The sequence below is a fragment of the Streptomyces sp. NPDC051662 genome (genome assembly GCF_040681655.1).
Classification (GTDB): domain Bacteria; phylum Actinomycetota; class Actinomycetes; order Streptomycetales; family Streptomycetaceae; genus Streptomyces.
Map to the genome: position 1 here is coordinate 73,292 of NZ_JBFAZD010000028.1, position 15,672 is coordinate 88,963.

Genomic DNA, 15,672 nt, shown 5'->3' on the forward strand with positions numbered 1-15,672 from the left:
GACGCGCGTGTCCCCACCCCGATTGAACTCAGCTAAGCCTAGCCTAACTTGCATTGCTGTTTCCGTGCGCGGCCGGCTCTTATCTCCGGGGGCTGATTCCCGCCACGGTCAGGCCGAGCAGTCGGTGCGCCTCGACGGCGGGGTCCGGGTGGTGTTCCGTGGCCAGGGCGATACCCGTGACCAGAGTGATCAGATCGGCGACGGTCACGCCCGGCGCCACCGCGCCGGCCCGCACGGCGTCGCGCAGCAGCGGGTCGGCCGCTCCGCTGAGCTTCGCCGAGCAGGCGTTCACATGCTCCGGATCATCCATCCCGTCCTGGGTCAGCGCGTCGGCCATGCCCCGCGCGGAGGCGGCGTACGTGGTGAGCGCGCCCAGCCAGTCCAGCAGCGCGGCCCGCGCGTCGGCCGCCCCGGTCAGCTCCACGGCGCGGGCGCACAGGGCCTCGATCCGCTCGCTGAACACCGCCTCCAGCAGCGCGCTCCGGCTGGGGAAGTGGCGGCGCACGGTGGCCGAGCCGACCCCCGCGGTACGGGCGATCTGTTCCAGTGAGGCGTCGGCGCCGTGCGCGGCGACCTCTTCCTCGGCCACGGCGAGGATCCGCGCGTAGTTGCGCCGGGCGTCCGCCCGTTGAACGGTCATGGCGTCATCTCCGAGCTTGCTAAGTGGCGGGGCCCTCCGTATCGTACGTGAAGCTAAGTGGCGGGCCTCGCCACTTAGCTGCGTGCTACCGCGTACCCCCTGCGTGCCACCCCGAGGAACACCATGACCGCAGAATCAGTGACATCGGAATCCGCACCCGTCCTGGTCACCGGCGCCACCGGCCGACAGGGCGGCGCCACCGCCCGCGCCCTGCTCGCGACGGGCGTTCCCGTCCGGGCACTGGTCCGCGATCCCGCGACCGACCGGGCGAAGGCGGTCGAAGCGCTCGGCGCAGAACTGGTCACCGGCGACCTCTACGACCGCGATTCCGTGACCAGGGCCGCCGCCGGAGCCCGGGCCGTTTTCTCGGTCCAGATGCCTGACCTGAGCGGACGCGCCTTCGAAGGCGAGGTTGCCCAGGCTGTCGGTCTGATCGAGGGCGCGAGGGCCGCCGGAGTGCCGCAGTTCGTGCACACCTCCGTCTCCGGTGCCGGGCAGCACACCAGCTGGATCAAGGACCGATGGGCCTGGATGGAGCCGTACTACACCGCGAAGGCCGGGATCCAGGACCGGGTGCGCGCGGCGGGCTTCAGGCACTGGACGCTCATCAAACCGGGCTTCTTCATGGAGAACTTCCTCCCCTCCGAGGAGATCATGTTTCCTCGCGGGGTCGAGGGCGGCCTGGTGAGTCTGCTGAAGCCCGCGACTCGACTCTCCCTCATCGCGGTCGAGGACATCGGCACGGCAGCCGCCGCGGCCATCGCCGAGCCTGAGCGGTTCGACCGTGTCGAACTGGAGCTGGCCGGAGACCACTTGGCGATGACCGACATCGCCGAGGTCCTCTCCCGCGGCCTGGACACCGAGCTGACCGCGCCCGACCTGACGAAGGAGGAGGCGACCGCCGCCGGGATGCCCGGCATGGGTCTCGGGCAGGCGATGCTCAATGAGTACCCGCAGCCCGCCCGGCCGGAATTCGCGCGGGACCTCGGCCTCCCTCTCACCGGCTTCGAGGCATGGGTACGGAAACACCTGCGGGCCGGGGCCTGACGGAGCCGGGCGCGGTGCCAGGTCGCGTGCCCGGCGGTCACGTGTCGCGTGCCCGGCGGTCAGCTGTGGGCGGTCGATGTCCTGTCGTGCTGAACCCCGCCGGTGTGGCGGGCTGCCAGGAATCTGAGCTGGAGGGCGTGGATCACCTCGGCCACGCCCAGGATGATCAGCCAGAGGCCGGACACCAGAGCGAGGGCGGCGAGTGAGCCGAACGGGGAGACGATCAGCACAACACCGGCCACGAAGGTGACAACCCCGAGGAACAGTTGCCAGCCGCGGGCGGGCAGCCCCTTGGTGGAAGCCGCCACGACGATCAGCATGATCCCGCGGAACAGCCAGCCGAATCCGATCCACAGGGCCAGGAGCAGCAACGACTGCGCCGCTCCGCGGAAACAGAGCAGTCCGAGCAGCACACTCAGCGCTCCGGTGACGAAATGCAGCGCCCGCATCCCGCCGGGCACGTGCGCCCCGAACGCGCCCGCCAGTTGAAAGACGCCGTTGACCAGCAGATAGATACCGAAGAGGACGCCGACCACCACCAGGGTCGCCCCCGGCCAGGCGAGGATGCAGACACCCAGGGCGATCGCGGCGATGCCCGCCGCGAGAAGGATGATCCAGCCGTGCTTGGCGAGCTTGCCGAGCGCGCTTCCCGATACATCGTCCGAGAAGCCGGGGAAGGAGGCCATGGCCGCGCCTTTCGTGGACAAACCTGTGGACAGGCCTGGTGACATGCGGATTCCCCTCCATCTTCTGACGCTTCGGACTTCCTCGCATCGCGGAGTGACGGTGGGAAGAGCGCTCCGGAGTCGCCGTCGTGAGGTCAGCCGCGGGTGGCCGAGGCCAGATACGCGTCGGTCGCCGCCGGGTCCGCGAGCCAGTTGGTGAAGTCGGAAGGGTCCGCGTACACGTTGGCGAACCGGCGGGCGACCGCCTCGTGCGTGACGGCCGTGGACAGGACCCGCAGCATGTGCTCGGGCAGTGGCCCCAGCATCATGGTGGTGAAGGCCGTGGTGTGCCGGGCGTGATCCCAGAACGCGTCGAACGTGCGCCGCATCCACGCGGGATCGAAGGCGCCTTCGCCGCGTTCGAGGATCGCGCGGAGGTAGATGTCCGCGCAGCGCGCCGCGTTGTTGGCGCCCTGGCCGGTGACCGGGTCGTTGACGACCACGACATCGGCCATGCCCAGCACGTGGGTGTCCGGGGAGAGACGGGCGACCGGGTGCCGGACCGTGGGGGTCACCGCGCCGAACAGTGTGGCGCGGGCGTCGGTCGGCTCAGCCGCCGCGCAGAGTTCGTACTCCCACGGCAAGAAGGTGCGCAGCAGGTCGAGGGAGCGGGCGAGGTGCTCCCGCGGCGACGGACGGTCCTGCCAGCAATCCAGCGGGCCGCCGGGCACGGCTTCCCACAGCAGGGTGGTGCAGGGGCCGCTGGTGGTCAGAGCCGGTTGCAGGAAGACCTCGCCCACACCCGGTACGACATGGATACGTACCTGGGGCAGTCGCGGGCCGCCGGGCATCCGCACCCCGTGCAGATACACGCAGGAGAGCGTACGCCGCGGCCCGTCGAACCGGGGCCGCCGCTCGTCCCGCGCGAAGACCTCCGCCAGCTCGCCCCGGCCCGCCGCGACCAGCGTCAGGTCCCGTTCCGACGCGAGGCGTTCCAGCTCCGCTGCGTCGACCGCCCGATGGATGACCCGGCCGCCCCTGGCCTCGAACAACTCCAGCCAGTCGGCCATCTTGACCCGTTGGTCGACGGACTGCTGTGCCTCGTCCAACGGTCCGGTGAACGCCAGCGCCTGGCTGCCGGGCCCCTCCGCGACAGCCGCCCGGATGGCCAGGACCTCAGGGGTCCGCCGCTGCCAGAGGTTCAGCCCGGCCTCGCGTTCGAGCCGCAGCGCGGGCCCGAACATGCCCTGAGTCGACATCACTCGCCCCGACCGGATCTGCTGTGCGTCACGGGCCGCGACCACGGTCACGTCGTAGCCGCGCGCGAGCAGGCCCAGCGCGAGCTGGAGTCCGGCCTGCCCCGCCCCTACGATCGCGATCTCACGCACGCTGTCTCCTCGACCACGGACACGGGGAGCGCTGCCGCGTCCCGTCCCGAAGAGAACTATCCAGAGGGCCGATCTCCCTACCGGGTGTCACCCTCACGCCCCACCCCGGTACGGCGGTCCTGCTCGGGGCCGCGCCGTGTCAGGCGGGGCGCTCGGCCCGTACCCGCTCGTGGTGTGCCCCGTTGTCATGCCGGGGGAGCAGGAGCGGGGTTGTCAGGAGGAGGAGACCGGCGATCGCGATCGCCGTGCGAGGGCCTGTGAGGCCCGCCAGCAGGCCCCACAGGGCGGTCAGGGTCGCGATGGTGAGTTTGCTGGTGACCGACCACGCGGACAGGGTGCGGGCGACTCGGTCCGTCGCGGTGTTCTGGAGCCGGTAGGTGGCGAACACCGGATTGAACACACCCATGCAGGTGATGAGCCCGAACTCGACGACCATGACGAGGACGAGCCCGCCGACGCCGGGGCGGATGAACACCAGCCCGAGCAGCCAGCACGCGCGCAGTGTCCCGGCGGTGAGCATGACCCTGTGCTGTCCGAACCGAGCGACCAGGGGGCGGGACAGCCGTGCGCCGATGAGCCCGCCGACGCAGGGCACGGCGAAGGCGAGGCCGTACTGCCAGGGCGCGAACCCGAGGTGACTGAGCATGAGGACGGCGAGCACCGGGGAGATCGCCATGATCAGGCCGCTGACCAGGACCGTGTTGAAGAACAGCGGACGCAGCGCCGGATGGGCCAGGATGTACCGCCATCCGTCGAACAGATCGCCGGCCCGGAAGCGCGGCGCGCTGGTCCGTACGGGGCGCGGCTCCCCGCCGCCGATCGCGCGGATCCCCGCCGCGGAGAGCAGAAAGCTGACCGCGTTGGCCACCACGGTCATCACCGGGCCGAACAGCCCGATCGCGGCCCCGCCGAGCGGCGGTCCGAGCACCGACGCGGTCCAGGTCGTGGACTCGAACCGGCCGTTCGCGACGAGCAGGTCCTCGGGCCGTACGAGCGCCTTGAGACACGCACCGCCGGCCGCCGTGAAAGCGATGTCGGCCGCGCCGACGACGACCGCTACGACCAGGAGTTGGGCGAAGCTGAGCAGGCCGAGCGCGTACGCGGCGGGGACGCTCATCAGCGCGGCGAACCGGACCAGGTCCATCGCGACCATCACCGGCCGCTTACGGCGGAACTCCACCCATGGTCCGAGCGGCACCGCGACGACCGCGCCGACCGCCAGCCCCGCCGCCGCGAGCAGCGACACCTCGGTCGTTCCGGCGTGCAGCACGAGGATCGCGATCAGGGGGAACGCGTCGAACGCCAGCCACGTGCCGAACGTACTGACCCCGTACGCCGCCCACAGCCACCCGAACCCCCGGCCCAGCGACTTCCCGATCATCCGTCCCCGCCTGTCCGCCGCGCGATGCCCACTCCCTCCCCGTGCGAGTGGCGTCCCGCAGTATGTCAGTCGGCCGCCCGCGTACGGCACGGAGGCCGGACCGCCGTGGGGTCCTTGGTCAGGAAGGTGCCGGGCATCCGGACCGTCCCTCCGGAATCAGGATCGCTCCCGCTGATCTCCGTTCCGGGACTCCCCGAGGGCCACGTAGTAGGGACGGTTGTGCGCCGCGACCGGGGGTGACTGGTACGTCCACGCTCCGGCGGCCGGTGTGTCCCCGATGAGGGTGGCCAGGTCGGCGCCGACGGGTGAGGACGCGTCGTGGACGGTGAGGCGTACCCGGTCGGTCTCGCCGGTCAGGTCCCGGTATTCGTAGGGCTGGTAGACGTTCATGGGGCCGGCGATCGGCCGGCCGTCCGGGTCGGTGCCATAACCGGTGATGGGGGTGTTGTTGACCGGGGTACGGGCCAGTCCGGTCAGGTCGGCCGAGAAGGAGAACAGGGTCCGCTCCTCACGGTCGATCCCCCCGCCGGTGCGTGCGTGCGTCGCCGCCTTGCAGGCCACGGTCCAGCTGTCACCCGCGGGCCCGTTGAGGGAGGGCATCGTCGCCTCGAACCAGGCCGGGTACTTCGGCTCCCCGAAGAGCTTCGTGCCGGCCTCGATGGCCAGGGGGTTGTCGCACAGCACATGGAGCCGGGCGATGCCGAGCAGCTTGGTCTGGTCATAGCCCCGTGCGAACTGCTCGTACGACAGCCGGGCCAGGCGCCCGGCGCTCGCGGTGGGGTGGGCGATGATGCTGTACTCGATCTCCTCCGTGATGCCCCCGCCGTTCGGGTACTGGGCGAAGTACAGCTGGTAGTTGAGCGTGACACACGCCTGGCCGTCGAAATCGGCGGCGCTCAGGTCGGGATAATGCTCGGCCAGCGTCTTGAGCACCGGCGCGGGGTCGACCAGGTAGTCGAGGCCGATGTTGTGCAGAGCCCCGTAATGGAACGGCAGTTGGTACGGGGCGGCGACGGGCGGCAGGGTGAGGTCGTCGGTCACGGGGCGTGAGTCTCCTCGGGGGTGGCCGGGCCCGGGGAGCGCCCGGGGGCCGACGGGCGGATCGTGACGCGCTGTTCGGACAGGTCGCGGTCGATCTGTTCGGCGCTGCGCAGAGTGATCGCGGCCATGGTGAGCGTGGGGTTGGAGGTGCCGAGCGAGGGCATGGAGCCGCAGCCCACCGCGTACAGATTGGGGTGGTCCCAGCACCGCTGCCAGGAGTCGACGACGGAGTCGGCGGGGTGGTCGCCCATGATGTGTGTGCCCGCGCCATGGCCCGCGCCGCGGTAGGCGTAGGGCCGGCCGCCGTACTCGAACCACCCGGGCTGGGACGGCCCCGGCTCGTACCGGCTGTGGTCCTCCGCCCCCAGGAGGGCGAAGATCTGGTCGGACACGGACTTGGCCGCGGCGATGCCCTGTTTCACATGGCAGGACAGGTCATAGGTGAGCACCGGGCGCGGGTTGCCCAGCGCGTCGCGACGGCGGGCGTCGAGCGTGACGCGATTGGCGGGATCGGCGCTCTGCTCCATCTCGAACTGCAGGGCGAACTGCCGCCCGATCCTGTCCCCGGCCGCCCGCCGCAACGCCGTGCCGAACAGCGCCCCGCCCTCGCCGGGCGTCGCCGGGTCCGTGGGGCGCAGCAGCGCGGCGACCTCGTGGCCGGGCGGACCGACCGCCCAGTTCCAGCCCCAGTTGCCGATCTCGATACGGAAAGGGGCGCGGGCGGCGCGGGCCGGGCCGAAGCGGAATCCCTCCAGGCCGGAGGTCGAGCCGGGGCCCCGGTAGGGGCCGACCGGCTGGGGCATGAGGCCCCAGGTGAGCAGGACGGGGTGATCCATCAGATTCCGGCCCACCTGATCACTGGAGTTGGCGAGGCCGGAGGCGAGCAGGAGCCGGGCGTTCTCGATGGCGTGGGCGGCCAGTACGACCGTGTGCGCGTGGACCGTTCGCCGGCTGACGGACCCGGGGCGGGCGGGGTCGTCGTAACGCTGGTACTCGACGCCGGTGATCCGGCCGCCGGCGTCGGCCAGGAGCCGTCCGGCCACCGCGCGGGTGCGCAGGGTGACGCTCGGACCCCAGCGTTCCTGGGTGCGTCGCGGAGTGTATTTCGCCCCGGTGGGACAGATGGGGATGCAACTGGCGCTGCCCTCGCACACGGGACCGTGCTCCTCGGTGGCCGTGCTGTTGCGCGCCTGGGGCGTCCCGACGACCCGTAGCTCGGTGGGGTGCGGAGACGAGGGATCCACGGCCTTGTGTCCGTTGAGCCGTTCGGCCAGCAGCCGGTCCAGATAGCTCGCGGGGAGCGGACGGTGCGGGAAGGCATAGCCGTCCGCGAGCGGCAGACCGACGTGGTCCCGCTGCTCCACCGGATCGGCGGCGACACCCAGCTCGCGCTCGGCGGCACGGTAGTACGGCTCCAACTCCGCGTAGCCGATCGGCCAGTTGCGGCCGTAGCCGAAGTCGGCGGTGCGGAAGTCCTCCGGGTGCATGCGCGGGGCCAGACCCGTCCAGGCCGTGCCTGTACCCCCGTTGACCCGCAGATATCCGCTCGCGTACGGCAACGGGCCGTTCTGGACGAGATAGCCGTCGGACCGGTAGCCACCTCCGGGGCGGCCCGCGAGATCCAGTACGTCGGGTGACGGCACCAACGCGTTGTCCGCGATCGCCGCGCTGGGAACCTTCACGGGCGCGGACAGGAACCGTTCCACGTCCGCCGCCCGTTCGCCACCAGGCCCGCTGTCGTCATCGCCCACACCCGACTCCAGGACCAGGACACGCCGACCGCGGTCCCCCAGCCACCGCGCCATCAACGACCCCGCGATACCGGCCCCGACCACGATCACATCGAAACGCTCCCCGGCGGTCAACGCTCCCCGCCTCCCGCCACACCGGCGGGACGCTCGGCCCAGGTGCCGTAGCCGGGCCGGCCGGCGCCGGGGGCGTGGCCGCCGAAGCTGCTCCACACCAGCCCGTGGGCATAGCCGCGCGACGGGTGGGGGAAGGCTACGGTCCGGCCGTCGTCCGCCCGCGGTTCCGGCCATGTCCCCAGATACCAGAGGTGACATATGGCGCGTGAGAGCTCAGCCAGCTCCTCGTCCTGGTCCGCGACCGCTCCCGGGTCGGCCCCCGCGTCGGCCAGCGCGTCCACCAGCCGTGCGTAGAGAGGCGGTTCGACCCGCCCGGCCACGAACTCCCGGTAGATCCCGGCCATTCCGGTCGCTGTGAGCTCGGCGGCGTCGAACCCCGTCAGCGCGACCGAGAGCGTGATGAACCGCTCGGTCAGCGTCATGGACACCATCCCCCCGCTTCGAGCCGGTCACCGGAGACCGGACGCATCAGCCGGGATCCCTACCTCGATCAGGACCCGTTCATGCCTCGGAGCCTCGCCGGCTGTGAGCATGGCTGAACTTAGAGTGACGGAAGGGTCTCCGCGGTGCCCTGCGCGGAGGAAGGGGACTACGAACGACGGCCGGGTTTGCCGCGTCGGCCGCCCTTGGGACCACCGGAACCGCCGGAACCGCCGGAACCGCCGGAACCGCTCCGCGGATTCTTGCCCGTCGACTTGCCGGTCGACTTGCCCGTCGGTTGACCGGCGGATCTGCCGGTCGACTTACCGGCCGCCGGCTTTCGCCGTGCGCCGCCCGTATCGGGGCGCTCACGCTTCGGCTGCGGAGGGGTCGGACGGCCCCGTGAGCTGTTGACAGTGCGCCCGCGCACGATCCCGATGAAGTCCTCCACCAGTTCGGTGGTTTCGTCCTCCGGCCACGACAGAGCGACGCGCGACTCAGGCGCGTCCAGGACCGGCCGGTACGTAAGGTCCCTGCGGTGGTGCAGGCGGGCCAGCGACTGGGGGACGACGAGCAGTCCCACCCCCGCCGCGACCAGTTCGACGGCGTCCGCCGTCGTGGCGGGGCGCGCGTTCGCGGGCCGTCCCGGCCGGAGCTCCCAGTCGAGGGTGTCATCGAGGGGATGCAGCACGATGTCGTCGGCCAGATCCTCGGCGGAGACCTCGTCGACCGCCGCCACCACATGGTCCTTCGGGACCACGACCACCGTCGTCTCGGTATAGAGAGGGATCGCGCTGAGGTCCGTCCGGTCGATCGGCAGCCGTACGAAACCAGCGTCGGCGCCGCGCTCCCGCAGAAGATCCGGCGCCTCGGCGGCGGACACCGTGACCAGGGTCAGCGGGATGTCCGGCAGCCGCTCGTTCCAGATCCGCACCCACTTGGTGGGCGTCACGCCCGGAACGTACGCGAGCCGGAACGAACGGGGTACTTCCGAGCCTGTCACGCCACCAGGCTACCGGCCGTGGTCAGAGGTATCGCACACGCTCGCTACCCTTGACACCATGACGTCGCACCAGACCACCCAGACAATGAAGCCCGCGACCGCGGCGAAGAAGCTGGGTGTGTACCTTGAGGCCACCCCCGCCGACTTCCAGGAGGGTGTCGTCTCGCGCACCGAGCTGAACGCGCTGCAGGCCGATCCGCCCGAGTGGCTGCTGGAGCTGCGACGTAACGGCCCGCACCCCCGGCCCGTCGTCGCGGCGAAGCTGGGCGTCTCCATCTCGGGTCTCGCACGCGGCGGAGTCACGGACGCCCTCACCACGGAGCAGATCGAGGCGCTGAAGACCGAGGGCCCCGCGTGGCTGCGGCAGGAACGCGCCACGCAGGCCGAGGTCCGGAAGGAAGCACTCCGTATCAAGGAGAAGAACGCGGAGCGAGACGACCAGGCCCGCCGGCCGCACTCCTGACCGTCCCCGCCGTCCCCGCCGTCGGCGCGTGGTCGTCGTCGTGGACGTCGACTTCGACCACCGTGCCGGCCACCCGGGCCCGTTCCGCCGCCCACACCACGCGGTGGGTGGCAAGACTCTCGGCGGCGTCGGAGAGCAGCAGGGACGCGTCGCCGGTGGCGACTGCGCTGAGGAATGCGTCGGTCAGCGCCTCGTCCCCGCCTCCGTGGCCGTCCTCCGACGAAGGCCCCGGGTTGCCCGTCGCACTCGTCCGTGTGTCGATGATCTCCTCGGAGCCGTCGCGGAAATCGACCAGCCGTAGTGTGCTTCCGTCCCCGTCGATGAAGCCGTGTGTGCCGAGCAGCCGGGTGCGGCGCTGTTCCATGGGGGTGAAGGCGCTCATGGTGAACGAGCAGGTGGCGCCGGATTCGAACTCCATGGTGACCACCTGATGGTCGACCACGTCGTTGTCGCACGCGTACACACAGCGGCCGTACGGCCCGTCGCGCAGCGCGTCCAGTACGCCCGCCTCGGTGTGCTCGTCGGTCACCGCGGACAGCGGCCAGAACTCCCGCTCCGGATCGCCCAGACAGCCCAGATAGAGCCGCTTTGCCGAGTAGGGACAGTCGGGCTCCAGCGGGCAGTCGAGGCAGCGGTCGGTCGCGCCGGCGGGGGCGCCCTCGGGGCGGAAGTGCGTGAGGCTGCCGAAGGAACCGATCTTCCGGGGCGTATCTCCGAACAGATGGACCAGCCAGTCGATGTCGTGGCACGACTTGGTCAGCAGCATGGGGGCGGAGGTGTCCTGGCGGCGCCAGTTCCCCCGTACGAACGAATGGGCGTGATGCCACCAGCCGACGGGCTCCAAGTGCTGGACGCTGACCAGACCGCCGATGCGGCCGTCGGCCAGCAGTCGCTTGAGCAGCCGGGTGTACGGCGTGTAGCGCAGCACATGGCAGACGGCCAGCAGGATGCCGTTGCGCCGCGCCGCGTCCGCGATCGCCGCGGCCTCGTCCTCGCTGGTCGCCATCGGTTTCTCCAGCAGGATGTGGTAGCCGAGATCGGCCAGTGCCACCGCCGGTTCGGTGTGCGATCGGTCCTGGGTGGCGATGACACAGGCGTCGGCCGACTTGCCCGCCGCCACCACCTCGCTCCAGTCCGCGTACACCCGCTCCGGCGGCACCCCGAACTCCTCCGCCGCCCGCGCCCGGCGCCGCGGGTCAGGCTCGGCCACGGCGACCACCCGGCCCGCTCCCGTGGCCAGGGCGTGCCGGGCGTATGTCATGCCGCGGAGTCCGGCTCCGACGAGGACCATCGTCACCTGGGACATGGGCTTCTCCTTCCTTGAGTGCGTCGAGTGCGTCGAGTGCGTCGAGTGCGTTGAGTCCGTTGGGTCCGTCGAGTCATGTCAGTTCTCGTGAGTTCTCCGCATCCTCACCTGCTGGGGACGCGCTCGTCCCGCCCCTGGCCGATCAGCCGCAGCAGCCGGGCGACCTCGTCCGTCACCGCCTCCCGCGCGGGCCGCAGATAGGCGCGCGGATCGACGGTCTCCGGCCGGGCGGTCAGCAGGTCGCGCGCCGACGCGGTGAAGAGGGTGTTGAGATGCGTGGCGATATTGATCTTGCGCATCCCCGCCCGCACCGCGGCGGCGAGATGGCTGTCGTCCACCCCCGACGAACCGTGCAGCACCAGTGGGACGGGCACCGCCGCGTGCAGATCACGGATGAGGTCCAGATCGAGCAGCGCGGTACGCCGGGTCATCTGGTGGGACGATCCGACCGCGACGGCGAGCGCGTCGACACCGGTGTCGAGGACGAACCGGGCCGCCTCACCGGGGTCGGTGCGTACCCCTGGGGTGTGGGCGCCGTCCTTGCCCCCGATCGCGCCGAGTTCCGCCTCGACCCATACGCCGTACGCGTGGCACCAGTCGGTCATCTCGCGGGTACGGGCGACGTTCTCCTCCCAGGGCAGCTGAGCGCCGTCGTACATCACGGAGGTGAAGCCGCGTCGGACCGCCTCTTCGATGAGTTCGGGCCGGGTGGCGTGATCCAGGTGCAGCGTGACGGGTACGGAGACGGCGGCGATGGCCTCCTGCGCGGCGGCGGCGAGTGGCCCGAGGGAGCCCCGGTACGCGACGGCGTTCTCACTGATCTGGACGATGACGGCCTCGTTCGCCTGCTCGGCGCCCGCGAGGACGGCCTCAAGCTGTTCGAGGAGGACGACATTGAACGCGCCGACGCCGTGGGTGGCTTCGCCGAGGATGTCGCCGGTGGGGACGAGTGGCATGTTCTGGTTCCCGTGCTGGACAGGTGGGGGGTATCGGATGTGGGGACTGGGACTGTGATTGGGGGATGACGGATGAAGGGATGACAGGTGAAGAGATGACGCACAGGTAAGGACGCACGGAAGCGCCCCGCGGTGTCGCCGGTGTCGCCGGTGCCGCCGGTTTCAGAACGTCCGCTCCAGGACGACCGAGCGCGTCAGATGGGCCGGCCGGTCGGGGTCACGGCCGGCCGCGGTGGCCAGCTCGACCGCCAGACGCTGTACGACGACGAGTTCGGCCAGCGGGTCGAGCCGGGGGTGACGCAGATGGGCGCCCGTGGCACGGATCTGGTCGGCGAGCGGCCCGGGCAGGGACGAGAGCGCCCAGACCGCCCGGCCGGGCGCGGCCACGGCGATGGGGCCGTGCCGGTACTCCATGACGGAGTACGACTCGGTCCACCAGGCCGCCGCCTCCCGCACCTTGAGCGCCGCCTCCGCCGCGATCCCGACGCTCCAGCCCGTGCCGAGGAAGGAGATCTGCCCGGCCCGCAGCAGTTCGGGTTCGATCTCGGTGGTGAGGGCCGTTTCGGCATCGGCGAGCGCGCGGACGGTGGGATGCCCCAGGTGGGCCCGGAGCAGCAGGAGCTGAGTGGTGGGAAAGCGGGTCTGGACGACGGACCGCTCGTCCGCGTAATCGAGGCAGATCACATCATGGGCGGCGGCGGCCGCGGGGGAGTCGCCGACAGCGGTGACGACGGTCGTACGCACACTGGGCGCGAACCCGTCGAGCGCGGCGAGGACTTCGGTGGTCGTACCGGACCGGGTCAGGGCGAGCACCCGGTCGTAGGCGCGGTGTGGCCTCACCTCCGAGGCCGGGTACGCGTCCGTGAGCCCGAGCCCGGCCTCCTCCCGGAGGTGGGCGTATGCCTGCGCCATGAACAGCGAGGTTCCGCAGCCGATGACCGCCACGCGCTCGCCCGGTGCGGGCAGGGCCGGGGCGTGGTCGGGAAGTTCCTTGAGTACGCGCTCCCAGCAGTCGGGCTGAGAGGCGATTTCTTCGCTGGTGTGGTGCTGCGACATGGTTCTCCGACGAGGTGTGAGGTCGCGGTACGGGATACCGGATGCAGGGGGCAGGGGCAGGGGCAGGGGCAGGGGTGCGGGAGCGGGAGGGTGGCGAGGAGCGCTCAGTGGCCGAGCGTCGTACGCAGGGACGGCTGGAGCAGATCCGTGTGCGCGCGCACCATGTCGTCGCACAGGTCCCAGATGCGTTCCACGGGCAGGGCGGCGGCGGTGGCCGGGTCGGCCATGGCCGCCTGTCGGATGGAGCGCGGGTCGTCCTCCAGAGCGGCCCGGACGACCAGTTCGTTCATGCTCAGATAGCCCCGGTTGAGCGCGGCGCACTGGGCGGGGAGCGAGCCGACCCGGGTGGGCTGCACGCCCAGGGCGTCCACCAGACACGGCACTTCGACGGTACCGGCCGACGGAAGATTGTCGATCAGCCCGTGGTTCGGGACATTGCCGTAGACCGTGCGGGGCGTGCCGGTGGTGATGCTGTGGATGATCTGGGGGGCGTACTCCATGGTGCCCTCGACGGCCAGTGGGGCTCCGCAGGCCAGCGCGTCGCGGGTGCGCTCGTACTCGGCGATGTTCTCGTCGACGATGCCGAGATAGGCGCCGACGGGCAGACGCAGCCGCTCGATCTCGCTGTCGTGGTGCAGATACCAGGGGACGTACTCGGAGGAGTGCTCGCTGGTCTCGGTCGGGTAGTAGCCGAGGCGTCGGTACATGTCGACCCGTACCCGGCGCCGTAGCTCCGGGTTCTCCGCGACGAGGGCGTCCAGGCGCGGGTAGAGGTCGCTGCCCCGGTGCTCAAGGCGCAGCACCCACGCCTGGTGGTTGACTCCGGCGGCCCGGTAGGTGACCTCCTCGTGCGGGACGCCCAGGAGATCGGAGAGATCGCGGATGGTCCAGTACACCGAGTGGCACAGACCGACGACCCGGGTCAGCCCGGTGGCCCGGGTGAGGTACTGGACGTTCATCGCCATGGGGTTGGTGTAGTTGAGGAGCCAGGCGTCGGGGCAGACCTCGGCGATGTCCTCGCCCAGCGACTTGAGCAGGGGGAAGGTACGCAGCGCGCGGAAGATCCCGCCCACGCCGAGGGTGTCCGCGATGGTCTGGCGCACGCCGTGGCGTGCGGGAATGTCGAAGTCGACACGGGTCGACTCGCGCATGCCGACCTGGACGATGTTGATGACGAAGTCGGCGCCTTCGAGTGCGGCGCGCCGCTCGGTGTGGGCGGTGATACGGGGCGTGGTGCCGCTCGTCCCCGTCAGCCGGTCCGCGATGTGGCGGGCGGCGCCGTGGGCCGTGGCGAGCCGTTCGGCGTCGATGTCGTGCAGCGCGATATGGGCGCCCTTGAGCTCCGGGAACGCGAAGAGGTCCGCCAGCAGGCCCTGGGTGAATACGACGCTTCCCGCGCCGATGAACGCGATCTTCGGGGTGGTGATGGTCATCAGAGGTTCTCTCCGTTACGGGTGAGGGCCGTTCCGGCCTCGTCCCAGGTGGGCTGGGCGGTGGTGCCGCCGTGCGCCCGGGTGGACAGAGCGCCGCAGGCGGCGGCGAATGCGAGCGCCTCGACGGTGGACAGGCCGCGCAGCAGCGCGGCGATGAAGCCGGCGTCGAAACTGTCGCCCGCGCCGACGGTGTCCAGCGGGCGGGCGGGGATTCCGGGGGTGCGCAGCAGGGTGCGCCCGTCATGTACGAGGGCGCCGTCGGCCCCGTTCTTGACCACCACTCGCGGCCCGCGCGCCGCGAGTGCGCCGGCCGCCTCCTCCAGGGAACCCGCGGTGGCGGGCGAGCCGGCCGCCGCGTCCGCGGATCCGGCGGCGGAGGCGAGTGCCAGCGCCTCCTGCGCGTTGGGCAGCAGGAAGTCGGTGACCGCGAGCGTGGCGTCGATACGGCCGGGTGCCCACTCGCCGGAGGGGTCGTCATTGGTGTCGAGCGAGGTGGTGACGCCGTGCGCCCGTGCCGTGGCCAGCAGTTCGGGCAGCGCGTCGGCGAGTTTGGGCAGCAGGAAGTAGGAGGCCGCGTGCACATGCCGGCTGCCGGTGAGCAGCGCCTCGGGGACGTCGTCCGGTCCGGTGGCGGACAGGGTGCCGGGGGAGGTGAGGATCGTACGGTCGCCGTCCCCGCGCGTCACGACCACCGTGAGCGGTGTCGGCAGCCCGGGATCGACGCGCAGGGCGTCGGTGTCGACGCCCCGGGCGTTCAGCGCCGTACGGACGAAACGCCCCGCGTCGTCGTCCCCGACGCGCCCGGCGAAGGCGACCTTCAGCCCGAGCCGGGCGGCTCCGCACGCCATGATCGCGGCGGAGCCGCCGAGCGTGAGCAGGCCGGTGTCGACGAGTTGTTCGCGCTGTCCGAAGGCGAGCGGCGTGTCGAGCGGTCCCAGAACGATGTCGGGGTTGGCGTCCCCGATGACAAGCAGGTCGAAGGTGTGCGGCATACGGCTTCCCAGAGGT

15 protein-coding genes are annotated in these 15,672 nt (G+C 71.2%); 2 read left to right on the forward strand and 13 right to left on the reverse strand.

The window, feature by feature from the left end; all coding sequences use genetic code 11:
• Positions 1-79: 79 nt before the first annotated feature.
• Entirely contained in the window at positions 80-640 is a 561-nt protein-coding gene (locus AB0M67_RS33475; RefSeq protein ID WP_365751330.1) for a helix-turn-helix domain-containing protein, read from the reverse strand.
• A gap of 123 nt (positions 641-763) precedes the next feature.
• On the opposite strand from AB0M67_RS33475, the gene AB0M67_RS33480 reads away from it, so the two are divergent.
• Entirely contained in the window at positions 764-1,687 is a 924-nt protein-coding gene (locus AB0M67_RS33480; protein ID WP_365751331.1) for an NmrA family NAD(P)-binding protein, read from the forward strand.
• Between the two features lie 59 nt (positions 1,688-1,746).
• Here the strand turns inward: AB0M67_RS33480 and AB0M67_RS33485 are convergent, their stop codons facing one another.
• The 7 genes from AB0M67_RS33485 to AB0M67_RS33515 form a co-directional block, all read right to left on the reverse strand.
• The gene (locus AB0M67_RS33485; RefSeq protein WP_365751332.1) at positions 1,747-2,373 is read right to left on the reverse strand and encodes an HdeD family acid-resistance protein; all 627 of its coding nucleotides are present in this window, start codon (positions 2,371-2,373) and stop codon (positions 1,747-1,749) included.
• Between the two features lie 134 nt (positions 2,374-2,507).
• A complete protein-coding gene (locus tag AB0M67_RS33490; RefSeq protein ID WP_365751333.1) occupies positions 2,508-3,740 on the reverse strand; it encodes an FAD-dependent oxidoreductase in 1,233 nt (410 codons plus the stop codon).
• Between the two features lie 139 nt (positions 3,741-3,879).
• Entirely contained in the window at positions 3,880-5,121 is a 1,242-nt protein-coding gene (locus tag AB0M67_RS33495; RefSeq protein WP_365751334.1) for an MFS transporter, read from the reverse strand.
• 156 nt (positions 5,122-5,277) lie between these two features.
• Positions 5,278-6,162 carry a hypothetical protein gene (locus AB0M67_RS33500; protein ID WP_365751335.1) on the reverse strand — a complete coding sequence of 295 codons (885 nt, stop codon included), beginning with the start codon at positions 6,160-6,162 and terminating at the stop codon, positions 5,278-5,280.
• The gene (locus AB0M67_RS33505; protein ID WP_365751336.1) at positions 6,159-8,027 is read right to left on the reverse strand and encodes a GMC family oxidoreductase; all 1,869 of its coding nucleotides are present in this window, start codon (positions 8,025-8,027) and stop codon (positions 6,159-6,161) included. The genes AB0M67_RS33500 and AB0M67_RS33505 overlap by 4 nt, the downstream gene beginning before the upstream one ends.
• Complete coding sequence (locus tag AB0M67_RS33510) at positions 8,024-8,449, reverse strand: hypothetical protein (RefSeq protein ID WP_365751337.1); 426 nt, start codon at positions 8,447-8,449, stop codon at positions 8,024-8,026. The genes AB0M67_RS33505 and AB0M67_RS33510 overlap by 4 nt, the downstream gene beginning before the upstream one ends.
• 167 nt (positions 8,450-8,616) lie before the next feature.
• The gene (locus AB0M67_RS33515; protein WP_365751338.1) at positions 8,617-9,450 is read right to left on the reverse strand and encodes a LysR substrate-binding domain-containing protein; all 834 of its coding nucleotides are present in this window, start codon (positions 9,448-9,450) and stop codon (positions 8,617-8,619) included.
• Between the two features lie 58 nt (positions 9,451-9,508).
• Here AB0M67_RS33515 and AB0M67_RS33520 point away from each other — a divergent pair, with 58 nt between their 5' ends.
• The gene (locus AB0M67_RS33520; protein WP_365751339.1) at positions 9,509-9,913 is read left to right on the forward strand and encodes a DUF5997 family protein; all 405 of its coding nucleotides are present in this window, start codon (positions 9,509-9,511) and stop codon (positions 9,911-9,913) included.
• On the opposite strand, the gene AB0M67_RS33525 is transcribed toward AB0M67_RS33520, so the two are convergent.
• The 5 genes from AB0M67_RS33525 to AB0M67_RS33545 form a co-directional block, all read right to left on the reverse strand.
• Positions 9,861-11,219 (reverse strand): Gfo/Idh/MocA family oxidoreductase, encoded by a 1,359-nt coding sequence (locus AB0M67_RS33525; protein WP_365751340.1) that lies wholly within the window; start codon positions 11,217-11,219, stop codon positions 9,861-9,863. The two genes, AB0M67_RS33520 and AB0M67_RS33525, sit on opposite strands and share 53 nt — an antisense overlap.
• Before the next feature lie 104 nt (positions 11,220-11,323).
• A complete protein-coding gene (locus tag AB0M67_RS33530) occupies positions 11,324-12,175 on the reverse strand; it encodes a class II fructose-bisphosphate aldolase (RefSeq protein WP_365751341.1) in 852 nt (283 codons plus the stop codon).
• Between the two features lie 162 nt (positions 12,176-12,337).
• On the reverse strand, positions 12,338-13,231 hold the full coding sequence (locus AB0M67_RS33535) for an SIS domain-containing protein (RefSeq protein ID WP_365751342.1): 894 nt from the start codon (positions 13,229-13,231) through the stop codon (positions 12,338-12,340).
• A gap of 104 nt (positions 13,232-13,335) precedes the next feature.
• Positions 13,336-14,664, reverse strand: coding sequence for an alpha-glucosidase/alpha-galactosidase (locus AB0M67_RS33540; protein ID WP_365751343.1), 1,329 nt, complete (start codon positions 14,662-14,664; stop codon positions 13,336-13,338).
• Positions 14,664-15,656, reverse strand: a complete 993-nt coding sequence (locus AB0M67_RS33545; RefSeq protein WP_365751344.1) for a carbohydrate kinase family protein — start codon at positions 15,654-15,656, stop codon at positions 14,664-14,666. Before AB0M67_RS33545 ends, AB0M67_RS33540 begins: the two co-directional genes overlap by 1 nt.
• Between the last annotated feature and the right edge of the window lie 16 nt (positions 15,657-15,672).